Genomic DNA, 23574 nt, shown 5'->3' with positions numbered 1-23574 from the left:
TGATTAAAAAATTACTTTTAGAAATCATTCTTTTCAACCATTGGTTAATAATTTAATTTTAAATTTTTTGATAATTTAATTTAAATTACTCTTCCAATCTTACATCAAGTCCAAGACCCTGTAACTCGTGAAGTAATACGTTGAAAGATTCCGGAATACCTGGTTCAGGCATTGCTTCTCCTTTCGCGATTGCTTCGTAAGTTTTCGCTCTACCAATCACGTCATCTGACTTCACAGTCAAGATCTCTCTCAAGATATTGGATGCTCCAAATGCTTCTAGAGCCCAAACCTCCATCTCTCCAAATCTCTGACCTCCAAATTGCGCTTTACCTCCTAATGGCTGTTGCGTGATCAATGAGTATGGTCCGATAGAACGTGCGTGCATCTTGTCATCTACCATGTGTCCTAGTTTCAACATATAGATCACACCTACAGTTGCAGGCTGAGTAAATCTCTCCCCAGTTCCACCATCGTACAAGTGTGTACTTCCGAATTTTGGAACGCCAGCTTGTTCTGTGTATTCTGTGATCTGTTCTAGCGTTGCACCATCAAAGATCGGTGTTGCGAACTTAAGTCCTAGTTTGGTACCAGCCCATCCAAGAACAGTTTCGTAGATCTGACCAATGTTCATACGAGAAGGTACCCCAAGTGGATTCAATACGATATCTACTGGTGTTCCGTCTTCTAGGAACGGCATATCCTCTTCACGAACGATTCTTGAAACGATACCTTTGTTACCGTGACGACCAGCCATCTTATCTCCAACATTCAATTTACGTTTCTTAGCGATGTAAACTTTAGCTAGTTTGATAATACCTGCAGGCAACTCATCTCCGATAGACAATGCAAATTTCTCACGGTTTTTAACCCCTGCAAGATCGTTGTATTTGATCTTGTAGTTGTGAACCAATTGTTTGATCAATTCATTCTTGTCAGAATCAACGGTCCAATCTGCACCACTGATATTGTTATAATCTTCAACATTTTGAAGTAATCTCAATGTGAATTTAGTTCCTTTGCTGATCACTTCTTCTTCAAGATCGTTTTGTACACCTTGAGAAGTTTTCCCAGAAACCAATGTATTCAATTTGTCGATCAAAGTATTTCTTAGACCGTCGAACTTAGCTTTGTAAGTATTTTCGATCTCTTCCAATTTGATCTTCTCTTCGCTTCTTTTCTTTTTGTCCTTGATATTTCTAGAGAACAATTTTTTGTTGATCACAACTCCTCTCAATGAAGAATCTGCTTTCAATGAAGCATCTTTCACATCACCAGCTTTGTCTCCGAAGATCGCTCTAAGAAGTTTTTCCTCTGGTGTTGGGTCAGATTCACCTTTTGGAGTGATCTTCCCGATAAGGATATCACCAGGCTTCACTTCTGCTCCGATTCTGATCATACCATTCTCATCAAGATCTTTGGTAGCTTCTTCAGAAACGTTAGGAATATCTGCTGTCAGTTCTTCCATACCTAATTTGGTATCTCTAACTTCAAGAGAATATTCGTCTACGTGAATCGATGTAAACCAGTCCTCACGAACTACTTTTTCATTGATTACGATCGCATCCTCAAAGTTGTAACCTTTCCAAGGCATGAAGGCTACCACTAGGTTTCTACCCAATGCCAACTCTCCGTTTTCAGTGGCGTAACCATCACAAAGTACTTGTCCTTTCTCCACTACATCACCTACTCTTACGTTTGGTCTTAGTGTAATAGTTGAACCCTGGTTGGTTTTTCTGAACTTGGTCAGTTTATAAGTTTTAGTAGCAGAATCAAAGTTTACCAAGTCGGCTTCTTCACTTCTTTCGTACTTAATAATAATTTTCTCAGCATCTACGTATTCTACAGTTCCAGTTCCTTCTGCATTGATCAAAATTCTGGAATCTCTAGCTACTTGTTTTTCCAAACCTGTACCTACAACTGGTGCTTGAGGATTCAACAATGGAACGGCCTGACGCATCATATTCGATCCCATCAAAGCTCTGTTCGCATCATCGTGCTCCAAGAACGGAATCAATGAAGCAGAAATACCGGAGATCTGGTTTGGTGCAACATCGATCAGGTCAACTTGTTGAGGCTCTACTACCGGATAATCTCCGTCAAGTCTTGCGGTAATTCTATTTGTTAGAAATTCTCCGTTATCATCCAACTCAACATTTGCCTGAGCAATCACCTTGTATTCCTCATCTTCTGCGTTAAGATAGATCGGTTGAGTGCTAAGGTCAACTTTACCGTTTTCCACTTTTCTATAAGGGGTCTCGATGAAACCAAGTGTGTTGATCTTCGCATACATTCCTAAAGAAGAGATCAAACCAATGTTTGGTCCCTCAGGCGTTTCGATCGGACAGATACGGCCATAGTGCGTATGGTGAACGTCACGAACCTCGAAACCTGCTCTTTCTCTTGATAAACCACCAGGTCCTAGGGCAGAAAGTCTACGCTTGTGCGTGATCTCTGATAGAGGATTGGTCTGGTCCATAAACTGAGAAAGCTGGTTGGTACCAAAGAATGAATTAATAACAGACGTCAAAGTCTTAGCATTTACCAAGTCAACCGGTGTAAAGATCTCGTTATCTCTAACGTTCATTCTTTCTTTGATTGTTCTAGCAATTCTAGAAAGACCTACGCCGAATTGTCCAGACAATTGCTCTCCAACAGTCTTAATTCTTCTGTTTGACAAGTGATCGATATCATCTACCTCAGCTTTTGAGTTAACAAGTTCGATCAAGTGTTTTACGATAGAGATGATGTCTTCTCTCGTCAATACTTGATTTTCTTGAGAGATGTTAAGACCCAATTTTTTATTTAGTCTGTAACGACCTACTTCACCTAATGAATATCTCTGCTCGGAGAAGAATAATTTTTCGATAATTCCTCTTGCAGTTTCCTCATCTGGTGCATCAGCATTTCTCAACTGACGGTAGATATATTCAACCGCTTCTTTTTCGGAGTTGGTTGGATCTTTTTGTAACGTGTTCTGGATGATAGAGAACTCGCTGCTATTTTCTTTGTGGATCAAGATCGACTTAACGCCAGAATCCAAAATAACATCAAGGTGTTCTTTTTCAAGAATCGTCTCTCTGTCTAGGATGATCTCGTTTCTTTCGATAGAAACTACCTCACCTGTATCCTCGTCTACGAAATCTTCAAACCAAGTGTTCAAAACTCTCGCAGCCAATGTTCTTCCTTCTACTTTTTTAAGCGCTGCTTTGGAAACTTTCACTTCCTCTGCAAGGTCGAAGATCTGAAGAATCTCTTTATCAGATTCGAAACCGATCGCTCTTAGCAATGTTGTTAAAGGTAATTTTTTCTTACGGTCGATATACGCATACATTACGTTATTGATATCCGTAGTAAACTCCATCCAAGATCCTTTGAAAGGGATAATTCTTGAATAATAAAGTTTGGTACCATTTGCGTGGTAAGTCTGTCCGAAGAATACACCCGGAGACCTGTGTAACTGAGTTACGATAACACGCTCTGCACCATTGATGATGAATGAACCAGAAGGTGTCATATAAGGAACTGGACCTAAGTACACATCTTGTACAACAGTCTGGAAATCTTCGTGTTCCGGATCTGTACAGTATAGTTTAAGTCTAGCTTTTAGAGGCACGTTGTACGTCAAACCTCTCTCAACGCACTCATCTATAGAGTAACGAGGAGAATCTACCAGATAATCTAGGAATTCTAAAACGAATTGGTTTCTAGAATCTGTAATTGGGAAATTTTCCTGGAACGTTTTGTAAAGTGATTCGTTCAAACGTTGCTCAGGAAGCGTGTCTAACTGGAAAAACTCCTTGAAAGACTGGATTTGGATGTCCAAAAAGTCAGGGGTGTCGATTCTACCTTTCGCAGTGGAAAAGTTGATTCTTTCCGTTCCTTTCACTTTTTGTGTGGCCTGTGTTTTACTCATAAAATTATAAGAAAAAAATGGGTTAAAAAATATTTTGATTCACAAAAAATATCAGGAAAAACTTAAGAAACAAGATGAAAGGCAAAAGGAAAAAGTGTTTTGGCGCGCACGTGAGACCTTGGCTTTTAACTTATTAATCTGATTCTTCCTAAGAGCAACACCGGTATATCTTTTCACGGTGTAGTGCAAAATATTTTATTTTTTTATTCGGTTTGAATTAATGCTATCATTAAATAGAAAATGCTCTTCCATTACTATGAAAGAGTTCTTTTTATTTAAAATGATATAATAAGTCGCGCCAAATGATTTTGCAAATATACAAATTTATTTTACAGTTTGCAAATCAGAATCATAGCACAAAAAAAACTCCCAAACCTAAGCTTGGGAGTTTATATTTGGATGTAAACCAGAATTATTTCAATTCTACTTCAGCACCAGCTTCTTCAAGTTGTTTCTTAAGAGCTTCAGCTTCGTCTTTAGATACACCTTGCTTGATTGCAGCAGGAGCACCATCTACCATATCTTTAGCTTCTTTAAGACCTGCACCAGTTAAATCTTTTACCAATTTAACAACTGCTAATTTAGAAGCACCAGCAGCTTTAAGAATTACGTCGAATTCTGTTTTCTCTTCAGCAGCTTCTCCACCACCCGCAGCAACTACTACCGCAGCAGCAGCTGGCTCAATTCCGTACTCATCCTTAAGGATAGTAGCTAATTCGTTTACGTCTTTTACTGTTAAGTTTACTAGCGTTTCAGCTAAATTTTTTAAATCTGACATTGTTGTAATGTTTTTTGTTGATTATTGATTGATTTTTTTGAGTTCTAATTATTCAGCAGCTGGAGTTTCCTCAGTGCTTTCTGCAGTCGGAGCTTCTGGAGCTGCCTCAGCAGGCGTTTCTTCTACTGCAGGAGCCGCTTCTTCAGCGCTTGCTTCTCCAGCTTCAGATTTGTTTTGAAGAGCAGAAACAACTCTTTGGATTGGGGACTGAAGCAATCCGATGATTTCACCGATCATTTCTTCTCTAGACTTGATGCTTACTAGAGCGTCTAGATTTTCGTCACCAACATAGAAAGTTTCTTGAACGAAAGCAGATTTAAGAGCTGGTTTCTCTTCTTTCTTTCTGAAATCTTTGATCAATTTTGCTGGCGCGTTAGCCGTTTCAGCAATCATCAATGCAGAGTTTCCTTTAAAAGTTTCGAACATCTCAGCATAATCTACACCTTCGATCTGTTCCATTGCTTTTTGAAGCAATGTGTTCTTCACAACTTTTACTTTGATATTTTGTTTGAAAGCTTGTCTTCTGAAATCAGATGATTTAGAAGCGTTCAATCCTTCAAGATCTGCTACATAAACTACTTTTGCATCCTGAAGCAAGTCTTTGATCTCTTGTATTGCTACAACTTTTTGGTCTTTTGTCATTGTCTTAAGGATTATAATTAGTTAACAGATTTAGTATCAATTGCAATTCCAGGACTCATTGTAGAAGACAAATAGATGCTTTTTACATAAGTTCCTTTTGCAGCAGTTGGTTTTAACTTAATCAATGTTGAGATCAACTCAGCAGCATTTTCTTTAAGTTTAGCAGCATCGAAAGATACTTTACCAATACCTGCGTGGATAATACCATATTTATCTACTTTGAAGTCGATCTTACCAGCTTTCACCTCGGCTACAGCTTTTCCGATGTCCATAGTTACAGTACCAGACTTAGGGTTTGGCATAAGACCTCTTGGTCCTAAAACTCTACCCAAAGGTCCTAGTTTACCCATAACTGCAGGCATAGTCACGATAACATCAACATCTGTCCAACCGTTTTTGATCTTAGTCAAATACTCGTCAAGACCTACATAGTCTGCACCAGCTTCTTTCGCTTCTGCTTCTTTGTCTGGAGTTACCAAAGCCAAAACTTTGATATCTTTACCAGTACCGTGAGGAAGAGATACAACACCTCTTACCATTTGGTTTGCTTTTCTTGGATCTACACCCAATCTAACAGCGATATCTACAGATGCGTCAAATTTTGCAAAATTTACTTCTTTTACCAAAGCAGATGCTTCGTCAAGATTGTAAATTTTATTTTTCTCCACTTTGCTTAAAGCTTCTTTTTGCTTTTTTGTCAATTTTGCCATTTCTTTAAGTTTTAAGCGTTAGTTGGTTTAGTTCCTGTTACTCTCAATCCCATAGATCTAGCAGTACCAGCTACCATAGAAATTGCAGGATCTACAGAGAAACAGTTAAGATCCCCCATTTTGTCCTCTGCAATCTTCTGAACTTGAGCCCAAGATACAGCACCTACTTTGTTTCTGTTAGGTTCTCCAGAACCACCTTTCAATTTTGCAGCTTCCAATAATTGGATTGCAACTGGAGGTGTTTTGATGATGAATTCAAAAGACTTGTCTTCATACACCGTGATCACTACCGGAAGAACTTGACCAGGTTTATCCTGAGTTCTACCGTTGAATTGTTTACAAAACTCCATGATGTTCACACCTGCAGAACCCAATGCTGGACCTACTGGTGGAGAAGGGTTGGCAGCGCCACCTTTCACCTGAAGTTTTACCATTTTAAAGACTTTTTTAGCCATTTTAATGTTTTGATTTGATTAATAAATAATTGAATGTGGAAGCATTAATTATTCAACATAAGTCACTTCGCATAAAAGAAGACCTATATTTCGGATTGCAAAAGTATAAAATATTTTTGAAACAGCAAACGGAATGCATTGATTTTTAGTTATTTTTTATTAAAAATCTTAGAAAACCAATTTTCAGTTTATCATTCATTACAACATACTTGTATTTTGGATTTTCTACACTAAAACAAAACCACTGATTATAAACAATTTTCAGCGTTCAAATAAGAACCATGCCACCTCAATCATTGTATTTTAATTTAAATCATAAAAAATCAATTCTTCAAAACTATTTATCATTGCATGTTCAAAGGTGATTTCACATTTCGGATATTTTTGTCCTCAGCATTGACATAGTTATTGTGACCAGAAGTGATTCATAATAATTCAACTTCGCATTTTACATAATTCAACCTACAAAGCTATAAAGCATTACACAACAATGTTTTAAGATTTGGGAGTTTGGAAAATTCTTCGCATATTTGGGAGTTAGTGGTAATTTCAACCCAATCTGCAAGCTAACAACAAGACAAAATATGGACAAGCAGATTTAACAAGATGACTTAAAAGGCAATACATTTTTTTGGCACGCTTACATAAGTTGGTTTAGAGGTTACGATGACATAAACGAAATCATATTGACGAAGCACTAGAAGTTATTGGAACTGACAGAGAAAAATTAGCTGAATGGTAAAAACAATTTTTCCCACAAATAAAGACGAAGAATTTGTACGATTTAGTGGAGGGAAATTAAAGGAAAATAGAACTTTTTCAATTGAATTTCGAACTACTGAAATTGTGTTTTTTCTGAACGATAGATATTAGAACTTTGGCGGACATTTTGAAGCTTGGTTTTTAGTTGGGATGAACTTTTTGTTTTTCAAATAGTCAAATCATAGCGTGAGAAAACATAAAAAAGTATCCAAGATATAGAGAAGATGCAATTGAATTAAATAAAACTTATAAAAAAATAGTTAACGAATTTTAAAAAAAAAGCTAACAAACGTTGCAATAATAAGGCTAACTGTAAAGTTCAATCTCATAATTACGGGATTTTACGGTTCAAATTTTGTACAAAATTGAAGATTTTTGCTTTGATTGCTATACCATCTATCCCAAAACTCCATATCTCATTACAAAACAACAATCAGAATGAAAAGACTATTCTATTTCTTAATCTCAACATTATTGACAAATTTATTATTTGCTCAAACTGACAATTATAAAATTGCGATTGAGAATTTCCAAAAGAACTATAATGCTGAAAAATATGATGAAATTTTCAACAGTTTTTCGCAAGAAATGGTACAGGCTTTACCTCTTTGAAAATACAAGACAGTTTTTAAATGGTTTAAAAATTCAAGTCGGACAAATTGAAAATAAAGAATTTATCAACTATCGACAAGGAACTTATGCAACGTATAAAACAAATTTTGAAAAAGCTGTTTTAGCAGTAAATATTTCGCTCGACAAGCAAAATAAAATCAACGGACTTTTTATTAAACCATACGAAGAAGCCAAAAAAACAGAAAATAAAACCATAAATGCACTTGGCGACTATCCGCCAGAAATTGCTGAAATTATTTTCTCAAAATCTAAAGATTTTCCAAATAACACACAACTTTCGATTGCAATAATTCAAAATCGAAAAAAAAAGTATTATGGAATTATAAAAGTAAACGACACTATAAAGCCGATTGAAAATCAAAATAAAATCTTTGAAATTGGCTCAATTACAAAAGTATTTACATCATCCGTTTTGGCTTCGCTTGTTACAGACAAAAAACTTAAACTGACAGATGAAATCAATTCATTTTATCCTTTCACTTTCAAAGATAATATCGAAATAAGTTTTCAAAGCTTGGCTAATCACACTTCAGGTTTGCCCCGATTGCCCGAAAATTTGGACCGATCGAATGAAAGCAATCCCTACAAGAATTATGGTAAAAATGAAATTGACGAGTATCTTAAAAACCTGCTGAAACTTGAAAAAGAACCCTCAAAAACTTATTCTTACTCAAATCTAGGTGCAGGACTTTTAGGCTATACACTTGGTTTGTCGCAAAAGACGAGTTTTCAAAAATTATTACAAAAGAAAATCTTCGACAAATACAAAATGAAAAACTCATTTACAAGTTCCCAAGACTTAGGAGAAAAACTTATAAAAGGATTAGACAAAAATGGCAAAATCGTATCTAATTGGGATTTTGACGTTCTGTTTGGTGGAGGAGGAATATTATCAACGACAGAAGATTTGGCGATATTTGCAACAGCACAATTCAATCTTAAAAACACGGAACTTACATTGACAAGGAAACCAACATTTGACATTAACAATGATATGAAAGTAGGTTTGAGCTGGCACATTTTAAAATCCGAAAATAACAAAGATTTGTATTGGCACAATGGAGGAACAGGCGGATATTCTTCTTCTATGGCTATCAATATCGAACAAAAAACAGCAGTCATTATCTTATCAAATGTTTCCGAGATCAGTGACAATATAGATGATTTATGCTTAAAATTGATGTATGAAAAATAACAAACAGCTAACAACCGTTTAGCAAAATGGCGGGCTCTTGTGCGGGAACAATAAAAAATGACCTTAATGACAAAAACAATGACATTTCAAGAGACTGAAATTTTAGAACAATTAGACTTAGCATTTAACGGAAATCCAAGTAAGTATTATCCAATTGGACGACCAGAAGATATCAAATACAACTTTTTTCTTGACCTCGAACATGGTTACTGTGAGACCGCAGGAAACAGAATTCATTTATACGCAGATTCAACAAGATGGGTGATAGTTTTTGAAAAAAGTGGCTATCAAAATCGAGAAAATTCTGCAGAAATAGAATTAGACTATGTTGGAAACTGTATTGACTATCCAATTGACAAATATCCTGAGCGAAACTATATCACAAATGCGAATAATATAATTCTAATTGACCCAACAGAATTTGAAAGGATTGAAAACAAAGATGGGGAGGAAATGGAAACATTTGAATTAATTGGACAAAATATCAAAGAAATTAAAATCCGGGATACTCATGTTGAATTTGACAATAACTATAAAAATTATGAAAAAGTAGGAATTGATATACGAGATTATAACAATCCCAAAAATCTGATCGGCTTTGGAGACTTTATACGATACTTACACGAAACAAATCCAACATCAATTAGTGCGACTGAGGAGGAAATCCGAAAACATATTCCGAAAGATATTCCAAAACTTATTACCATCAACGACTTCCATTTTGTAAGTGCTTACGACAAAACAAATCCACCCAGCCAACAAGAGACTTACCAACTGATTGCAAAGATCTTAACAACTAAAAATATAACAAATTGGAAACCCACACAAAAACCAAATAATTGCTGGAAAAATTGGGAATCCGGACATTTATAACATTAAAAAACAGCTACCGCTAACAAGGGTTTTGCGACAGGCTGGCTGAAGTGCATAATTCAATCCTACACGTTTTGGATTGATATTGAACTTAGTAAAAATTCGGCTTTTGTGCTTCTATTTCCCGCCCGATAGCTGAGTCTCAAAACATCAGCCATCATTCAAAAACAACAATGTAATGAGCATAACAGATAGACTTTTCAAAAAAAACAACTTTCCTAATGAGTGTAATGATGGAACTGTAAAGATAGTTGGGAATAAAATAATTTGCGAGGGCAATTATGGAATACAAAGTTGCGAAGTTAATATTAACGACATTCAATACGCTTATATTACTGTTAATGTAAATAAGCAATCGTTTCTATTCTTGTTCGATTATCATCAAAATTCAATACCTACAATTTATAAAGGATTCAAAAAAGTCTACGAAGAATTATCCAAAAGATTTAAATTCAATGATTCCATTTTTTTTCACAATGTGAATAGAAAAGTTGAACTTAAAAAAGAGATTTGGCGTAGGCACCACGAAACAACTTATGAATTGTTGAATGGAAACTTCAACGATTACGAAAAAGGGTTTGAAATACAATCACCTAAAAAACAGTTTATAACATGGGATGCGACATATAGAGATTTGGAAAAAAATGAAAATATTAGTTTTGAAAAATCACCATATGGTCAAAAAATAGCAAAAATAAAATTCCCGGTTCGAATTGGGAATATTATCCTAAAAGATTTTAGATCGTATTTTGATAATTCTAGAACAGACTCCCCTATCTTACATTTCTATTCTCAATGCTTCGATAAAAATGGGACAGACCAAAGTTACTTTGATTTGAAAAGAGTCTTGATGAATGACATCAAAATGGAAGAAAATAGACTCAGTTACGAAAGATCAGACCAAAAAAATTGCAATTTTCATTTCAACGGGATGAACTTATCTATCTGCTATACCTATGATAGTGATTGGCAATTTAATGCTGGTTATACATCATTGACCATCGAAAACAAAAGGAACTATCCAAATTTATTAATTGACCTTAGTTACGAGGAAAATTTACAAGTAAGTGAATACTTGATACTAGAGGGGAAAATTGGAATTTCAGAGGACTATAAGAGAAATAATAAAGTGAAAAGAAGACAACCAAAAATCACAGGACAATTTCAAGAAAAGACTGTGATATGGCGTGATGATAGAAACAATATGATTGGATTCTCAAGTAATCAATTTTCGCAAGTTTATGACAAAGAACAAATAGAATCTTTTTCTATCCAAAATATTTTGCCTGCTAAAGGGAGTGGTGGTGGTTATTTAGAAATAACTTTAGTATCCGATTAGAATTACATGTTTCAGAAGATGAGAAGGTGAAAGATTTGATTTACAGAAATTATCATCCTAGTTTTGGATATTCAAAAGAAACTAATGTACCCATATATTGGATTTTTAATGTGATTGGTATCGCATTTTTATTTTCTGCGATAGTTTTTGTTAGTAAATAAATTCAAATGACTTTCTACAATAATGAATTGCTTTTTGATTTTGAAGTAATTGTATACGACAAAAAAAGCTATCAAAAATTTGATAGCTTTCCATATTTTAAATGTAGATTTTTTATACTACTTTTTCTACTTGCATGAAGCTTAGTTCCATCGGTGTTTTTCTTCCAAAGATCAAAACAGAAACTTCCACTTTTTTCTTGTCTTCCAATATTTTTTCAATCGTTCCGTTGAATCCGTTGAAAGGACCATCGACCACTTTCACGTTTTCTCCAACAACGAAAGGAATTTCTACATCTGTAGCAAATTCAGAAAGTTCATCCATTCTTCCGAGCATTCTGTTTACTTCAGATTTTCTCATTGGAACTGGCTCACCTCCTTTAGTCAAACTTAAGAAAGAAATTACGCCTGGAATATTTTTGATCACGTGAGGAACTTCCCCAACAAGGTCTGCCTCTACCATTAGATAACCAGGATAGTAGGGCTTTTCCTTTGGAACTTTCTTACCGTTTCTGATTTGGATCACCTTTTCCATAGGAATCACTACCTGAGTGACGTACGCATCCATATTTAATCTTTGGATCTCGTTCTCAATATAGTTCTTAACCTTATTTTCCTGTCCGCTAATTGCTTTCAGCACATACCATTTCGATTCGCTCATGAGGAAAGTAATTTGGATTAGTTAAACATATTAATAAACGTCGCAACAAAATTCTTGATCGCTACACTGAAGAAAGAATCTACTCCGAATGTAAGTAAAGCAAGGATTACAGTTGTCACAGCTACCACAATAGTCGAGGACTGCAAATCTGGCCACTTTGGCCACTCTACTTTATCTTTGAATTCTGTATAAGAACCTTTTAAAAATTCTACTAAGCTCATTATTTTCTTTTTGCACGGGCACTAGGATTCGAACCCAGATCAACGGTTTTGGAGACCGGTATCCTACCATTGGACGATGCCCGTAATTAAAAAGTTCCGTAAGTTTCCTTACGGAACTTTATATTATTTAGATAATTAGTCTGTGATTTCAGTAACCTGACCAGCACCTACTGTTCTACCTCCTTCTCTGATCGCAAATCTAAGACCTACGTTAAGAGCGATTGGTTGCAACAACTCTACAGTGATAGTTAAGTTATCTCCAGGCATTACCATTTCTACACCTTCTGGCAAGAAGATCTCACCTGTAACGTCAGTTGTTCTAACGTAGAACTGAGGTCTGTATTTGTTATGGAAAGGCGTGTGACGTCCACCTTCTTCTTTAGAAAGGATATAAACCTCAGCTTTGAAGCTTTTGTGTGGTTTAACAGAATCTTTCTTAGCGATAACCATACCTCTCTTGATGTCAGTTTTTTCAATACCTCTCAACAATAGACCTACGTTATCTCCAGCTTCACCTCTATCAAGGATTTTTCTGAACATCTCAACACCAGTGATAGTAGAAGTCAATTTCTCATCACCCATACCTACGATATCAACAGGATCTCCTGTGTTGATAACTCCAGACTCGATTCTACCAGTTGCAACAGTACCTCTACCTGTAATAGAGAATACATCTTCGATTGGCATCAAGAATGGTTTATCTTGATCTCTAACTGGAAGTTCGATCCAAGTATCAACAGCATCCATCAATTCTTCGATTTTTCCTACCCATTTAGCATCTCCATTCAATCCTCCTAAAGCAGAACCTTGGATGATTGGAGCGTTATCTCCGTCATATTCGTAAGAAGATAAAAGATCTCTGATCTCTAATTCTACTAATTCTAATAATTCTTCATCATCTACCATATCTACTTTGTTCATGAAAACAAGTACGTTAGGTACGTTTACCTGACGGCAAAGCAAGATGTGCTCTCTAGTTTGAGGCATTGGTCCATCAGTAGCAGCTACTACAAGGATAGCTCCATCCATTTGAGCAGCACCTGTAACCATGTTTTTTACGTAATCCGCGTGACCTGGACAGTCAACGTGAGCATAATGTCTGTTTGCAGTTTCATACTCGATGTGAGCAGTATTGATAGTGATACCTCTTTCTTTTTCTTCTGGTGCAGAATCGATAGAAGAGAAATCTCTTGCAGTTCCGAATCCTTTATCAGATAACACTTTACTGATTGCAGCTGTAAGTGTAGTTTTACCATGGTCAACGTGACCAATAGTACCAATGTTCAAGTGGGGTTTGTTACGATTAAACGTTTCCTTTGCCATGATTTAATATTTATTAATTTAATTAATTATTTTTTTTCGGTTTGCAAATATAGCGATTTTTTGAATATCAAAAATATTTTTATTAAAAATTTCGATATTCAAATCCAAAAACTGCAAACAATTAAAGTTTTGTCTTTTGACACGGCAAATTTACATAAAAAAATCAATTAAAAAAACTTCATCAAATCCAAGATTGCTTTTCTGTCGTATATTAATATGAAACTCTAAAAAATAATCTTATGAAAAAATTATTCAATTTTTGTTTAGCGACTTTCGCTATGGTCTCGGCAATGTCTTGTAACAATGATGACGACATGAATCCAACGCCGGAAGAACCTGTAACTGTCGGCCCCAATCAAGTCACTTATGGACTGACCGAAAACAATGAATTGGTGGTTTTCAATGCCAACAGTCCAACTTCCTTCAGTTCGAAAACTGCTATTGCAGGAATCGCTGCTGGGGAAAAATTGTTAAGCATCGATTTCCGACCAGCAACAGGAGAACTCTATGCACTTTCCAACGCAAGCAAGTTCTACATCATCAACACTTCAACTGCTACCTCAAGACCTGTAAGTACTACCGCTTTCACACCGGCTATCTCGGGAGCAATCGCCTCAATTGATTTCAATCCGACTGTGGACCGCATCAGATTAGTGACAAACTCGGGACAAAACTTACGCCTCAATCCTGAAACCGGAGGTGTAGCAGCAACGGATGGCAGTATAGCCACAACTTCTTCAATCACAGGTATCGCATATACCAATAGTAAATCTGGAGCAACCTCTACAACGTTGTATGATCTCGACGCAACATCAGGAAAATTATTCAAACAAGATCCACCAAACGATGGTAAGCTGGCTGAAGTTGGAAGTCTTGGATTCACCTTCACAGGTCAGGCGGCCTTCGACATTAATCCAGATAACAGCGTTGCGCTTGTTGCAGTAACCAGAGATTCGAAAGAACATCTTTACACATTAGATCTTTCTAATGGAAAAACAACCAACATCGGAATGTTACCTCAAAAAGTCATTGATCTGGCAATTCCCACCGATGCTGTTGCTTACACTGTAGATGCTTCGAATGCACTTCAAATCTTTAATCCAAACAGACCAGAACCGGTTTCAAAAGCTATTACAGGATTGCAAAATGGAGAAGGCATCTTAGGTATTGATTTTAGACCTTTGAACGGACAGCTTTACGCTTTGGGGAGCACCAGCAGAATCTATACAATCAATTTAGGAACTGGCGCTGCTACTCAAGTTGGATCTGGAACACTTTCAACGCCACTTGTCGGAACTGAGTTTGGCTTCGACTTCAACCCAACAGTTGACAGAATTAGAGTCGTGAGTGATTTGGGTCAAAATCTGCGTTTGAATCCAATTGACGGATCTGTTTCCGCAGTTGATGGTTTAATTAACCCTGGAACACCTACATTGAGCTCTGCAGCTTACACAGACAACTTCGCTGGAGCAACAACTACATCGCTATTTGTCATCGATCATAATACAGACAAATTATATCTTCAAAATCCACCGAACGCCGGAACACTAGTAGAACGAGGTGCTTTGGGAATTAATATCACTTCAAACAACGGATTTGATATTGGAAGTACTAGCCAGAAAGCTTACTTGGTAGCAACTGTTGGAACTGAAACTAAAATCTATACGGTAAATACTACCAACGGAGCCGCAACCGCTGTTTCAAACTATCCAAATATGGTAAAAGGATTTGCTGTAGGATTAGGGTTCTAAAAACAACCCTAAATCCTCATAAAGAAGCCCGGAATAGAAATCTATTCCGGGCTTCTTATTTTAACAACAGTTTTAATTTAAACATAAAAAATCCCGAACGGATTCGGGACCTTCTGAGCCAACTACGGGATTTGAACCCGTGACCTCTTCCTTACCAAGGAAGCACTCTACCCCTGAGCTAAGTCGGCCTAAAAAAAAATCACATTCCGTAAGGTTTGTGATTTTGAGCGAAAGACGGGGGTCGAACCCGCGACATTCAGCTTGGAAGGCTGACGCTCTACCAACTGAGCTACTTTCGCATTTTGTTTCCAAAAAGGTTGGTTAACGGTTTGCAAATTTAAAAATAAATCTTATAACCTGCAAATAAAATTTTTTATAAAAAAGTGGGGAGAGCAGGATTCGAACCTACGTAGCCGAAGCAGCTGAGTTACAGTCAGCCCCATTTGACCGCTCTGGTATCTCCCCAAAATTTTCTATAAATGAGCCTCCAGAGGGACTCGAACCCACGACCTGCTGATTACAAATCAGCTGCTCTAGCCAACTGAGCTATGGAGGCATTTATTTTTTTTAATAAAGATCGTCAATCTTGCGTCTAGGTTACTTCCTTTTTGCGAGTGCAAATATGAGACTTTTTTCTTCAAACCTGCAAATATTTTTAAAAAAAAATTTGATTTTTTTTTATTTAATCTAAACAGTCAGTTTAAACAAAAAAGTAGGTTTCAAATTAAAGATCATATTTCTGCAATTCGGTTGCTTCCGTTTTGCGAGTGCAAATATGAGACTCTTTTTTGAAACCTACAAATGTTTTTTTACAAAAAAAACGTATTTTTTTCTAAGCTAATTCTTTTTTCTTGATTAACAGTTTCTTAGCGGTATCAACAGCTTCGTCCAAACTTTCCTCAAAAGTAGCACAAGTCTTTTTTACGACTATATCATCACCTGGAACTTTGATAACGAGCTCGGTTGTTTTATTTAATTTCTCAGTGGTATTTTCAACTTTAAGGTAAACCGTAGCCTCAACAATTTTGTCATAAAAGGTCTCAAGTTTGGCTAATTTTTTTTCAATTCTTTCTTTTAATGGTTCGTGCGGTGTAACACCTGCAGTCTGAATTGTAATCTTCATAACGTCTGTTTTAAATGGTTAAACAATGTAAAATGTAAAAATCATTCCATCTTCTCTATTTTATCAAATTTATTTTTTCTCTCTTGGATGTGCGTTCTTGTAAACTTCTTTCAGCTTCTCAATATTTGCGCTGGTATAAACTTGTGTACTTGCCAAACTGGAATGTCCCATCAATTTCTGAACCTTTGATATCTCTGCACCTTCGTTTAGAATGTGTGTAGCAAAGGTATGTCTTAAAATGTGAGGACTTCTTTTCTGCTTGGAAGTAACATTACTAAAGTACCTATTAACGACTACATAAACAAATTTTTCGCCGAGTTTTTTTCCTTTTTTATTAATGAAAAAGTATTGCTGGTTATCAGAATCCGGAAGTCTTGTAGCAAGATAGGTCTGATAATCGGAAAGCAATTCGTCCGCAATCGGGATGATTCTGGCCTTGTTTCCTTTTCCGATGACCAAGATCTCTTTTTTTGAGAAATCGACGTTATTTAGTAGGAGATTGCAGAGTTCAGCCTTTCTGATTCCGGTTTGGTAAAGCGTTTCTATGATGAGTTTCTCCAGAAGTGTCATCTGTCCCTTCTCCTCCACTTCCGTTTTCATTGTGTCCATCTCTTCCACAGAGAACGGAATGCGCTTTTCTGCGTAGAATTTGAGCGAATCTATGGTTTCCATTGGCGAGACTTTTATCTCCTCCAAACGGAGCATAAATAGATAGAAACTTCGGAGTGATGAAAGTTTCCGGTTGATGCTTCTTTTAGCCAGGCCGGAATTGCTGAGTTCTACGATAAAATTCTTGATTACTTTCTTATGTACGTGGACCACATCTTCCGTTGCTTCTGTTTTCAAAACAAAGGCTGAAAAGTCCGAAAGGTCTTTTGTGTAATTTGTAAGCGTGTGTGGGGAATATCTCTTTTCCACTTCGATGTACTCCAGGAATCTTTCTATCATAGTTCTATAAATGCAAAATCACTTCCAAATATAGAAATTCGGAAGTGATTTTTCTTATGTTTTGCAAAAAAGAACTTAAGCTTGTTCTTCGATGCTTGCGTTTCTTTGTTTGTAAGCTGCTTTAAGTTTTGATTGTCTCAAAGTTACAGAAGGCTTGATAAATTGTTGTCTTGATCTAAGTTCTCTTACAACTCTTGTTTTATCAAATTTTCTCTTGTACTTTTTTAAAGCTCTGTCGATAGACTCTCCGTCTTTTACTGGAATTATTAACATATATTACATCTCATTTTGGATTGCAAAAATATGAATTATTTATTAATTCGCAAATTTTTGGCGTATTATTTTAAGAAAATTAATTGACAAATATTTAAAAATAGTATTGAACGCAAAGTCCGCTTAGATTTCTTGATATTATTGAAAATATTTTAAGGTTCGCAAAGACGTAAAACTCATCAAAGATTTTGAATCATCTCACAGACTGCGCAAATTTACAGATGTAATTATCATTTGATTTTGTTCAATCGTCGATTGGATGACAAATCCCCTAGCCCCGATTGCAGTGGAAATCCTTTTTTGCGTTTACCGAAAGTTCTCTTTAGAGGGAAATCGTCTTGCAAAAAAGATTGCAACGGAAAGCGGGATCAAGCTCCTAAAATATTCTATTAAATAAAAACTCCCGAATGAATCCGGGAGTTTTGTTTTATGCTTTGATGTAAAGAGCGTTTTTGATCTCTTCTTTCACTTTTTCCACTTTCGGGAACCACTCTGCGAACAATGGCGCTGAATATGGCGCTGATGCATCTGGCGTAGTGATTCTTTTGATCGGCGCATCCAAATAGTCGAATGCTTTCTGCTGAACCATATAAGTGATCTCGGTGGAGATGCTTGCAAATGGCCAAGATTCTTCCAGAACTACCAATCTGTTTGTTTTCTTTACGGACTCCAGAATTGTGTCGTAATCCAAAGGACGGATCGTTCTAAGGTCGATCACTTCTACAGAGATCCCCTCTTTTTCCAAGTCTTCTGCAGCTTGCAAAGCTACTTTCATAATCTTACCCCAAGAAACCAAAGTCACATCTTTTCCTTCTTTCTTGATGTCTGCTTTTCCGATCGGGATGTAATATTCCTCTTCTGGAATTTCCATTTTGTCACCATACATCTGCTCAGATTCCATAAAGATCACTGGATCGTTGTCTTGGATCGCAGATTTCAAAAGGCCTTTTGCGTCATAAGGATTGGAAGGAATGATCACTTTGAGACCTGGACAATTGGCGTACCAGCTTTCAAAAGCCTGAGAGTGTGTTGCACCCAACTGACCTGCTGAACCTGTGGGACCACGGAAAACGATTGGAATATTCCATTGTCCACCTGTCATCTGGTACATTTTCGCTGCGTTGTTGATGATCTGATCGATCGCAACCAAAGAGAAGTTGAAAGTCATATATTCTACGATCGGACGATTCCCGTTCATTGCTGCGCCTACAGCGATCCCTGTAAATCCAAGTTCCGCAATTGGTGCATCTATGATTCTTTTTTCTCCGAATTCAGCCAGCATACCTTTGGACGCTTTGTAGGCACCGTTGTATTCTGCAACTTCTTCTCCTACTAGAAAAATGGATTCGTCTTTACGCATTTCTTCGCTCATAGCCTGAGCAATTACTTCACGAAATGTATATTCCTTCATTATAATGTAATATTGATTATGAAAATGTTCTTTGTTTAATTTCGAAGTACAAAAGTATTAATTTTTTTATTATCTGCATAACAAAAAAGGCTTCCAATTGGAAGCCTGCTTTATATCATAATTTTTAGTTAGTCTACTTTGTGCCAAGTCTGAGTCTTAACCGCAATTCCTAGGATGATTGCTTTAACTTTCAATTCATTTCCTTCTCTCACGATTTCTGTTTTATAAGATTTTCCATCTTTTGGATTGGTGATGGTTCCTCCCGAGAATTCGTTGCCATCTTTTGAAAGTCCGCGGATGATTTCTAAACCTACCAAAGGTTTGTTTTTGCGATCATCTTTACACTTTACGCAGTTCGCATTTTCTGGTTTGATCAATAGTTGTACGATCTTCCCGTTGTATTTCCCTTTGGAATCTTTGGAAATCTCTACGATGGATTTTGGTTTTCCGGTTTCGTCATCGATGGTTTTCCATTTTCCTTCGATCTGAGCGAATGAAAGAACGCCGATGAATGATAAGGCAAATGTTAAAAGTAATTTTTTCATTGTCTTTATTTTAAGTTTGTTTGTTGTTTGATACAGTTACGTTGTTAACGTTAAATTAATATTGATAAAAATATAAATTAATTTTAAACAAACAAGAATTATTTGCTATCCAAAGCATAAATAAAGCCAATTGACAGATTTTTCTAATCTTAAACACCTTTATCTTAATACAGTTTTCTGTTGATGACGCGATCCATATAATCCTGATACCAAGCTTTAGTTTTTAGGATTCCGAGTTTTTGTTCTGGATTAAGGTTTTTGCTGAAGAGATTTTTGGATAAGGCCAGATCTGTTTTGTTATAGATTCCCGTCACAGATTTTCCATCAAAAATGTAGACGTAATTTCCTATCACAATTTGCTCATTGATGGAATCGGAATGGATGATCATATGATCTTCATCCTTGTCCGAAACCAAACTTCTGCCCCAACTTCTGATTTTTTTGTTGTAACCAAGCAAGTCAGCCAAAGTTGGGTAAATGTCGATTTGCTGGGCGAAACGGTCATCGATTCCTTTCAAATTGTATTTTGGATTTGGAGAGAAAAATAAAAGTGGAATCGCAAATCTGTTCATCGCTTTTTGATATTCCTTATAATGGATTTGATTGGTGTGGTCCGCAGTTATAACAAAAATCGTGTTCTGATACCAAGGTTGTCTGCTCGCCGTTTCGAAGAATTTCTTCAAAGCATAATCTGTATATTGAATAGGAATGTGGATTTGCAATGGTCCAGATTTGAATTTATTCTGATATTTCTCCGGAATTTTAAATGGGTCGTGAGACGAAGCGGAAAACATTGTAGACATAAACGGTTGCTTTTTCCCAATGTTCTTAGCAAAATATTGAAAAAATGGTTCGTCCCAAATTGCCCAAATTCCGTCGAAGTCCTTGTCATTATCGTATTCGTTTTTTCCGAAATAATGTTTGAAACCCAAAATATTCCCAAAACCTTGAAAACCCATCGAGCCATTTGGCGCGCCGTGGTAGAAACTCGTGTCATAGCCCAAATCATTACAAACCGAAACAATCGATTGGATTTTTTGATTGGAATAAGGCGAACTCGTGAAAGCATCCGTCAAACTCGGAATTCCCGCGAGAACAGAACTCATTCCGTGGATGGATTGTCTTCCGTTCGCAAACGCATTGGTGAAAATCAGACTTTCATTTGCCAAACTATCGAGAAATGGCGTGTAGGAAACAAAATCTTTGATGTCTGTATTTTTGTTAAAAGCTCCAGAATATTCTTTTCCGAAACTTTCCATAATGAAAATGACAACGTTTGGCTTGTCTTCCACTTCCCTTTCATATAATTTATAAGGTTTAATTTCTTGGTTAATGAATTTCTCATCAACATAACTAACGAGCTTGAAATTATTTGTATTAATAGTTCTGAAAAATGAGAAAACACTATTCAAAACAAGATTTCCCTGCAAAGGATTGCTGACGTGCTTGTTGGCATCCACCAAATTAATCGGTCTTGTGGAATGTTTGAAATCGCCACGGATTCCGCCAACCACTAAAAGTGCAGTTACACACAAAATCGCAACAGATGAGGCAAAATATTTGATTAAATTCATCGGTAGTTCCTCTTCCACTTTCAATTTTTTGTAAAGGAAAATCCACAAGAGCATCATTAAAATAAAAGAAACAATCACAAACGGATTCTGCAAAACCGCATTGAAAAAGACTTTTCCAATATTACTTTCGTTCTTCGCCACGGAAAACACCGCAGAAGTCAATCGCGCTTGGCTGAATCTATAATAAATAATGTCGCCAAAGTTGAAAGCGTAGGTAATTCCATTCGTGATGAAGTACCAGAAAAACAGAAATTTCTGATAATTCTTTTTTTTATTAATGACTATCGGAATGATGCTTAACAGAATAAAAACCGAGTTCACATAAAGAATCGCAGTTGTGTCAAACGCAGTTCCGTAATAAGAAAGCTTGAAATATTCGGAAATTCCATCAACCTCCACCAATTCACGATTGAAAAACCAAAACAGGAATCTCGCAAGTTGATAAAAGAAAAACACCAAAAAAAGTCTGTAAAACAAGGCCAAAACTTCCTGCCCTCTCAAATTCTTCATTTTGCAAAATTACGAAAAGTGGGAAGTCAGATGATGGAAGATGGAAGTTTTTCCACACACCTGAAAAACTTACGTCTTCCAACCTCCATCCTCCAACTATTTTCCTATTTTTGTGATATGAATTTCATCAAAAACAACCTTGCCAACGCATTCACTTTAGGGAATCTTTTCTCGGGTTGCGTTGGGATTGTTCACCTTATTTCGGGCGATTATCAAACGACGGCGATTTGCATTATTATTTCATTGGTTCTCGATTTTTTCGATGGTTTTATTGCAAGAGCTATGAATTCCAGCAGTAATCTGGGCGGGCAATTGGATTCGTTGGCAGATATGGTAAGTTTCGGATTTTTGCCTGGGATTACAATGTTTGTTGCATTGGAACACTTGACGTTTTCTGGTCTTCCCGAATTTATGCCGTGGATAAAATATTTAGGTTTCATTATCACACTTTTCTCTTGTCTTAGACTGGCCATTTTCAATTTGGATGATGACCAGAAGTATTACTTCAAAGGCTTGAATACGCCAAGCAACACGATTTTGATTTTCGGATTGTTTTATGCTTTCAAAGAAACTGGCGCTTTCAGTTTTCTATTCGAGAATGAAATTTACCTACTGATTTTAACCATTGTTTCTTCTTGGCTTTTGATTAGTCCAATTAAGATGATTGCGATGAAATTCAAATCGAAACAATTAAAAGATAATTATCCAAAACTGGCTTTGCTGATTGGCGGAATTTTGATTTTATTGATATTCAAAACAGTCGGAATTCCTTTGGTCATCATCTATTACATTTTGATTTCATTGATATTTCAAAAACAGTTGAAGTAGTCGGAAGTTGGAAGTCAGATGTCCGAAGTTATTAAAATCATAACATTATAAAAATATTTCTCGCAGATTAAGCAAATTTTGCAGATTTATTTTAGAAAAATCTGCTTAATCTGACAAATCTGCGAGAACAAAAAATTCATCAATAATCATTCATCAATAATCATTTATAAATAATGAACTTAAAACTATATAAACCACTATGCGTTTTCGATCTGGAAACGACGGGAACCAACGTCGGAAAAGACAGAATCGTGGAAATCTGCATCCTGAAAGTCAATCCGGACGTATCCCGAGAAAGCAAAACCTGGAAAGTAAATCCAGAAATGCCAATCCCAAAAGAATCGTCCGCCATCCACGGAATCTACGATGAAGATGTTGTGAACGCACCAACCTTCAAAGAAATCGCACCGAAAATCATGGAGATGATTTCGGGAACAGATTTGGGAGGTTTCAATTCCAATCGTTTTGATGTGCCACTTTTGGCAGAAGAGCTGTTGCGTGCTGGTTTGGACTTCGATTTGAGCAAGTTCAAATTGGTAGATGCGCAAACGATTTATCACAAAATGGAACCAAGAAATCTTTCCGCAGCATACAATTTCTATTGTCAAAAAACTTTGGAAAATGCACATTCTGCTGAAGCCGATGTTTTGGCGACTTTCGAAGTTTTGGATGCGCAAGTTGGACATTACGAAGATTTGCCGAATGAAGTTGCCGGCCTGAGTGAGTTCTCTTTCCACAGCAAGTTTGCGGATCTGGCTGGAATGATTCATTTTAATGACAAAGACCAAGAGATTTTTGCTTTTGGGAAATATAAAGGCCAAGTTGTAAAGGAAGTTTTCCAAAAAGATATTGGCTATTATGGATGGCTTCAAAGCGCTGATTTTCCGCTTTATACAAAGAAGATATTTACAAAAATCCAGCTGAAATCTAGGTTTTAGTTAAATTACC

20 protein-coding genes and 5 tRNA genes are annotated in these 23574 nt (G+C 36.4%); 6 read left to right on the top strand and 19 right to left on the bottom strand.

Annotated elements, in window-relative coordinates:
* Window positions 1-85: 85 nt before the first annotated feature.
* From rpoB to rplK, 5 genes are all read right to left on the bottom strand, one after another.
* Window positions 86-3913, bottom strand: a complete 3828-nt coding sequence (gene rpoB, locus IO90_RS11195; protein WP_034966484.1) for a DNA-directed RNA polymerase subunit beta — start codon at window positions 3911-3913, stop codon at window positions 86-88.
* Window positions 3914-4325: 412 nt separating this feature from the next.
* Entirely contained in the window at window positions 4326-4691 is a 366-nt protein-coding gene (rplL, locus tag IO90_RS11190) for a 50S ribosomal protein L7/L12 (protein ID WP_034966480.1), read from the bottom strand.
* A gap of 48 nt (window positions 4692-4739) precedes the next feature.
* Window positions 4740-5333 carry a 50S ribosomal protein L10 gene (gene rplJ, locus IO90_RS11185; protein WP_034966478.1) on the bottom strand — a complete coding sequence of 198 codons (594 nt, stop codon included), beginning with the start codon at window positions 5331-5333 and terminating at the stop codon, window positions 4740-4742.
* A 17-nt stretch (window positions 5334-5350) separates the two neighbouring features.
* Window positions 5351-6043, bottom strand: coding sequence for a 50S ribosomal protein L1 (gene rplA / locus IO90_RS11180; protein ID WP_034966476.1), 693 nt, complete (start codon window positions 6041-6043; stop codon window positions 5351-5353).
* 11 nt (window positions 6044-6054) lie between these two features.
* Window positions 6055-6498: a 50S ribosomal protein L11 gene (gene rplK / locus IO90_RS11175; RefSeq protein ID WP_034966475.1), complete on the bottom strand. Its 444-nt coding sequence runs from the start codon at window positions 6496-6498 to the stop codon at window positions 6055-6057.
* Window positions 6499-7816: 1318 nt separating this feature from the next.
* Between rplK and IO90_RS11170 the strand changes: the two genes are divergently transcribed.
* The 3 genes from IO90_RS11170 to IO90_RS11160 all read left to right on the top strand — a co-directional run bounded on the left by IO90_RS11170 (window position 7817) and on the right by IO90_RS11160 (window position 11300).
* Window positions 7817-9088: a serine hydrolase gene (locus IO90_RS11170; RefSeq protein ID WP_228374677.1), complete on the top strand. Its 1272-nt coding sequence runs from the start codon at window positions 7817-7819 to the stop codon at window positions 9086-9088.
* Between the two features lie 66 nt (window positions 9089-9154).
* Window positions 9155-9961 (top strand): DUF7003 family protein, encoded by an 807-nt coding sequence (locus IO90_RS11165; protein WP_131450868.1) that lies wholly within the window; start codon window positions 9155-9157, stop codon window positions 9959-9961.
* Between the two features lie 178 nt (window positions 9962-10139).
* On the top strand, window positions 10140-11300 hold the full coding sequence (locus tag IO90_RS11160; RefSeq protein WP_034966471.1) for a hypothetical protein: 1161 nt from the start codon (window positions 10140-10142) through the stop codon (window positions 11298-11300).
* 273 nt (window positions 11301-11573) lie between these two features.
* Here IO90_RS11160 and nusG read toward each other — a convergent pair whose 3' ends face one another.
* The 4 genes from nusG to tuf all read right to left on the bottom strand — a co-directional run bounded on the left by nusG (window position 11574) and on the right by tuf (window position 13663).
* Window positions 11574-12119 (bottom strand): transcription termination/antitermination protein NusG, encoded by a 546-nt coding sequence (gene nusG / locus IO90_RS11155; RefSeq protein ID WP_034966470.1) that lies wholly within the window; start codon window positions 12117-12119, stop codon window positions 11574-11576.
* Window positions 12120-12136: 17 nt separating this feature from the next.
* Window positions 12137-12340 (bottom strand): preprotein translocase subunit SecE, encoded by a 204-nt coding sequence (gene secE / locus IO90_RS11150; RefSeq protein WP_034966467.1) that lies wholly within the window; start codon window positions 12338-12340, stop codon window positions 12137-12139.
* Between the two features lie 13 nt (window positions 12341-12353).
* A tRNA-Trp gene (locus IO90_RS11145) sits at window positions 12354-12424 on the bottom strand.
* Window positions 12425-12475: 51 nt separating this feature from the next.
* Window positions 12476-13663 carry an elongation factor Tu gene (tuf, locus tag IO90_RS11140; RefSeq protein ID WP_028123380.1) on the bottom strand — a complete coding sequence of 396 codons (1188 nt, stop codon included), beginning with the start codon at window positions 13661-13663 and terminating at the stop codon, window positions 12476-12478.
* Window positions 13664-13902: 239 nt separating this feature from the next.
* Between tuf and IO90_RS11135 the strand changes: the two genes are divergently transcribed.
* Window positions 13903-15414: a DUF4394 domain-containing protein gene (locus IO90_RS11135; protein WP_034966464.1), complete on the top strand. Its 1512-nt coding sequence runs from the start codon at window positions 13903-13905 to the stop codon at window positions 15412-15414.
* A gap of 116 nt (window positions 15415-15530) precedes the next feature.
* Here IO90_RS11135 and IO90_RS11130 read toward each other — a convergent pair.
* The 10 genes from IO90_RS11130 to IO90_RS11085 all read right to left on the bottom strand — a co-directional run bounded on the left by IO90_RS11130 (window position 15531) and on the right by IO90_RS11085 (window position 21798).
* Window positions 15531-15602 (bottom strand) — tRNA-Thr (locus IO90_RS11130).
* Between the two features lie 38 nt (window positions 15603-15640).
* A tRNA-Gly gene (locus IO90_RS11125) sits at window positions 15641-15713 on the bottom strand.
* An 85-nt stretch (window positions 15714-15798) separates the two neighbouring features.
* Window positions 15799-15879: transfer RNA gene (locus IO90_RS11120), tRNA-Tyr, on the bottom strand.
* 17 nt (window positions 15880-15896) lie between these two features.
* A tRNA-Thr gene (locus IO90_RS11115) sits at window positions 15897-15970 on the bottom strand.
* Window positions 15971-16246: 276 nt separating this feature from the next.
* Window positions 16247-16537, bottom strand: coding sequence for a ribosome hibernation-promoting factor, HPF/YfiA family (gene hpf / locus IO90_RS11110; protein WP_034966462.1), 291 nt, complete (start codon window positions 16535-16537; stop codon window positions 16247-16249).
* A gap of 69 nt (window positions 16538-16606) precedes the next feature.
* Window positions 16607-17485 (bottom strand): tyrosine-type recombinase/integrase, encoded by an 879-nt coding sequence (locus tag IO90_RS11105; protein ID WP_034966460.1) that lies wholly within the window; start codon window positions 17483-17485, stop codon window positions 16607-16609.
* A gap of 75 nt (window positions 17486-17560) precedes the next feature.
* Window positions 17561-17758 (bottom strand): 30S ribosomal protein S21, encoded by a 198-nt coding sequence (rpsU, locus tag IO90_RS11100; RefSeq protein ID WP_028123384.1) that lies wholly within the window; start codon window positions 17756-17758, stop codon window positions 17561-17563.
* Window positions 17759-18185: 427 nt separating this feature from the next.
* Window positions 18186-19169 carry a pyruvate dehydrogenase complex E1 component subunit beta gene (locus IO90_RS11095; protein WP_034966457.1) on the bottom strand — a complete coding sequence of 328 codons (984 nt, stop codon included), beginning with the start codon at window positions 19167-19169 and terminating at the stop codon, window positions 18186-18188.
* Between the two features lie 128 nt (window positions 19170-19297).
* The gene (locus IO90_RS11090; protein WP_034966456.1) at window positions 19298-19714 is read right to left on the bottom strand and encodes a DUF2147 domain-containing protein; all 417 of its coding nucleotides are present in this window, start codon (window positions 19712-19714) and stop codon (window positions 19298-19300) included.
* A gap of 164 nt (window positions 19715-19878) precedes the next feature.
* Entirely contained in the window at window positions 19879-21798 is a 1920-nt protein-coding gene (locus IO90_RS11085) for an LTA synthase family protein (protein WP_034966454.1), read from the bottom strand.
* A gap of 117 nt (window positions 21799-21915) precedes the next feature.
* Here IO90_RS11085 and IO90_RS11080 point away from each other — a divergent pair, with 117 nt between their 5' ends.
* Entirely contained in the window at window positions 21916-22626 is a 711-nt protein-coding gene (locus IO90_RS11080) for a CDP-alcohol phosphatidyltransferase family protein (protein ID WP_034968953.1), read from the top strand.
* Between the two features lie 173 nt (window positions 22627-22799).
* Window positions 22800-23564 carry a 3'-5' exonuclease gene (locus IO90_RS11075; RefSeq protein ID WP_034966452.1) on the top strand — a complete coding sequence of 255 codons (765 nt, stop codon included), beginning with the start codon at window positions 22800-22802 and terminating at the stop codon, window positions 23562-23564.
* The last annotated feature ends 10 nt before the right edge of the window (window positions 23565-23574 follow it).

It is taken from the genome of Chryseobacterium sp. FH1 (assembly GCF_000735135.1).
Classification (GTDB): domain Bacteria; phylum Bacteroidota; class Bacteroidia; order Flavobacteriales; family Weeksellaceae; genus Epilithonimonas.
The sequence above is the reverse complement of the archived record's forward strand: the minus strand, read 5'-3'. Positions and strand labels throughout refer to the sequence as shown.